This is a genomic window from Terriglobia bacterium, from assembly GCA_036496425.1.
Classification (GTDB): domain Bacteria; phylum Acidobacteriota; class Terriglobia; order 20CM-2-55-15; family 20CM-2-55-15; genus 20CM-2-55-15.
Genome location: DASXLG010000334.1, coordinates 1 through 2,778 on the forward strand (window position 1 = coordinate 1; position 2,778 = coordinate 2,778).

Below are 2,778 nucleotides of genomic sequence, written 5' to 3' on the forward strand. Positions count from 1 at the left end.
AAAACGGCTCAAGAACAAGGCGCCGGCCGTTGCGGAAAGCGCGCCGCCGATCGATCCCGCGATTACAAATGCGATCGAGACCAGTCCGGTCGTCTTCGTTCCGAATCGCTGCATGATGTAGCCCGCTGGAATCGCGAGAATGAAGCCGGTGACGGAGAAAATGGACATCAGCCAGCCCGCGCTCGAGATGTCGATGTGCAGCGTATCGATGAGCACCGGCATGACCGGCGGGACTTTGAACTGGTTCAGCGGCGCCGCGACGCCGGCCAGGAATACAACGGTCAGGATGACCCAGGCGTATCCGGGCGTTTTGATGGAGCTGGAAGCTTCGGGTTTGGTTGTGGTAGACACGAGAGTCCGGTGATTTTACTATGCGAACGACCGTATCAGAGAGGAGAGGTATGAAAACAAAAATAATTGCCAGCGTGCTGATCGCGTTGGTGCTCGGAGTCACGGCCTACGCAGCGGACGTCGACGGCGCCTGGACGGGATCGGTTCAAAGTCCGCAGGGTGAGTTTCCAATCAGTTTTACTTTCAAGGCAGATGGGGCCATGCTGACGGGCTCGACGTCGGGCTTCGACGGAATGCCCGTCCCGATCAAAGACGGAAAGATCGACGGCAACAACATCACATTCACGGTGACATTTGATTTTGGCGGAATGCCTTTTATGATCTCGTACAAAGGTGCCGTCTCTCCGGATCAGCTCAAGATGTCCGGAGATGCCGCGGGCATGCCGTTCGAATTCACGCTGAAAAAAGCCAAATAGGGAGCGTGAGTCCGGCATGAAGTCTGCACCAGCATCAGTCCTATCCGTAAATGTGGGTCTGCCGAAAGAGATTCCGGTAAGAGCGGGATCCGTTCTAACCGGAATCTTTAAAGAGCCGGTTGACGGAACCGTTCGCGTTCGTTCAGTGAATCTCGATGGAGACGGGCAGGCAGATCTGAAGGTTCACGGCGGCCCGGACAAGGCGGTCTACTTTTATCCCTCCGAACATTACGAATTCTGGCGGCGGGAGTTGGGGCGCGAGATCGCGGAATGGGGAGCATTCGGGGAAAACGTCAGCACCAAGGGAATTCTCGAAGATGGCATCAGCATCGGCGACCGGCTTGAAATCGGAACCGCAGTCTTTCAGGTCACGCAGCCGCGGCTTCCCTGTTTCAAACTCGCGGCAAAGTTTGAACGCGACGATATCATCGACACATTCCTGAACAGCCGCCGCACCGGCTTCTACACCCGCGTGCTGCGGGAAGGCTCGATCCAGCGCGGCGACATGATCACGGTGACGGAGCGCGATCCGGGGCAAGTGACGATTAAAGAAATCGTCGATCTGTACCTCAACACGGAGCGCGACCGCGCCAGCATCGAACGCGTTCTTTCGGTAGAGGCGCTTTCCCTGTCGTGGCGGAGACATTTTGCGGGACTTCTGTAGACATTCTCATAGCGCCTACAGGTTAAGCAGCTTTATTGCCTGGGCGTGGATGCCCGGGTCGCCGGCAGCCAGGATCCGGCCGCCGGCGGCGCAGGATTGGCCTTCCCAGTTTGTGATGATTCCGCCGGCGCCTTCGACAATAGGAATCAAGGCCGCGACATCCCAACGGTGGAAACTTGCCTCGATGATCAGATCGATAAATCCCAGAGCCAAGACGCTGAAAAGGTAACAATCGCCGCCGAAGCGGGTCATGCGCACTTTGCGCTGCACCCGGACGAATGCCTTACGCTCGTTCTCTGAGAAATACGCATCCGGATGGGTTGCGCAGAGCACGGCGGCCGCAATGTCTCCGCATTGGCGGACCTGAAGCTGCAGGCTCGTGCCGCCCGCAATCAATTCCGCCCGGCCGTTCACCCCGATGAAACGTTCGCGCAAAACCGGTTGATCCATGATGCCGAGGACTGCGCGGCCATTGTCTTCCAAAGCAATCAATGAACCCCATTCGTGCCGGCCCGTGATGAAGGCGCGGGTTCCGTCCACCGGATCCAGAACCCAGGTGCGGCCACTGGCGGACTTTTTCTCGCCAAACTCTTCACCGAGGATTCCATCGTCGGGACGTTCGCGTTCGATGATGGCGCGGATCGCCTGTTCTGCGCCTTTGTCGGCGGCAGTCACGGGATCGAACACGCTGCCTTTCTCGAGACCCTTGTCGGTGACTTCGATTCTCTGGCGGAAGAAGGGACGGATGACCTCACCGGCTTTATCGGCCAGAGTGTGAGCAAAAGCGATCGTGGCGGTATCGACAGACATACGCAATGTTTCGAGTTTATCCGATCACGATGCCCGTTCGGAAAGGAACACCGGGTGCACCTCTGATCACGACAAATTGGCGGTTCAGCCAAAGGAGATATCCAAGCATGAAATTGCGACATCCCAAACTGTGTGCAGTGATGTCCTGGACTATCACGGTAGCTCTAAGTTTTTCACCGGTGATGGCGCAAAGTACGCCGGATCCGGGGTCTGCAGCCAGCGTTCAACAGGCGGAGAATGCATCTGCTCTTGCGAAGGAGAATTCGAGGCCCATCGTAGACATGTCCGTTCTACCGGAATTGCCGCTCGCATCGACAGCAACCGCATTCCCAAGTGTAACGAGGAATTCCACTCCAGCTGCGGCCCCTCTGCCCGCCAGGCCGGCGCCCGACGACGAGGCGCCGGGACAGAGCAAGTGGATTATTCTTGCCGCCATCGTCGTTACCGCCGCCGTGGTCGGAACGATTCTTCTGTTGCGGGGCTGGGGAGGCGGAGACAAGAAAACGACCGCAACCGTCATTACAGCCGGACCGCCCT

At 57.8% G+C, this 2,778-nt stretch carries 5 protein-coding genes; 3 read left to right on the top strand and 2 right to left on the bottom strand.

Annotated elements, in window-relative coordinates:
• The coding region (locus tag VGK48_24185) for an MFS transporter (GenBank protein HEY2384286.1) at positions 1-351 on the bottom strand (351 nt) is incomplete at its 3' end.
• 50 nt (positions 352-401) lie between these two features.
• Between VGK48_24185 and VGK48_24190 the strand changes: the two genes are divergently transcribed.
• On the top strand, positions 402-767 hold the full coding sequence (locus tag VGK48_24190) for a hypothetical protein (GenBank protein ID HEY2384287.1): 366 nt from the start codon (positions 402-404) through the stop codon (positions 765-767).
• A gap of 16 nt (positions 768-783) precedes the next feature.
• Positions 784-1,431 carry an MOSC domain-containing protein gene (locus VGK48_24195; GenBank protein ID HEY2384288.1) on the top strand — a complete coding sequence of 216 codons (648 nt, stop codon included), beginning with the start codon at positions 784-786 and terminating at the stop codon, positions 1,429-1,431.
• 15 nt (positions 1,432-1,446) lie between these two features.
• On the opposite strand, the gene hisN is transcribed toward VGK48_24195, so the two are convergent.
• Positions 1,447-2,241: a histidinol-phosphatase gene (gene hisN / locus VGK48_24200; GenBank protein HEY2384289.1), complete on the bottom strand. Its 795-nt coding sequence runs from the start codon at positions 2,239-2,241 to the stop codon at positions 1,447-1,449.
• A 107-nt stretch (positions 2,242-2,348) separates the two neighbouring features.
• Here hisN and VGK48_24205 point away from each other — a divergent pair.
• Positions 2,349-2,778: hypothetical protein (locus tag VGK48_24205; GenBank protein ID HEY2384290.1), on the top strand; the 430-nt coding region annotated here is incomplete at its 3' end.

Excerpts from the sequence above, each read along its gene's own strand:
- VGK48_24190 (HEY2384287.1), top strand. The coding sequence starts at position 402 with ATGAAAACAAAAATAATTGCCAGCGTGCTGATCGCGTTGGTGCTCGGA.
- VGK48_24195 (HEY2384288.1), top strand. The coding sequence starts at position 784 with ATGAAGTCTGCACCAGCATCAGTCCTATCCGTAAATGTGGGTCTGCCG.
- hisN (HEY2384289.1), bottom strand. The coding sequence starts at position 2,241 with ATGTCTGTCGATACCGCCACGATCGCTTTTGCTCACACTCTGGCCGAT.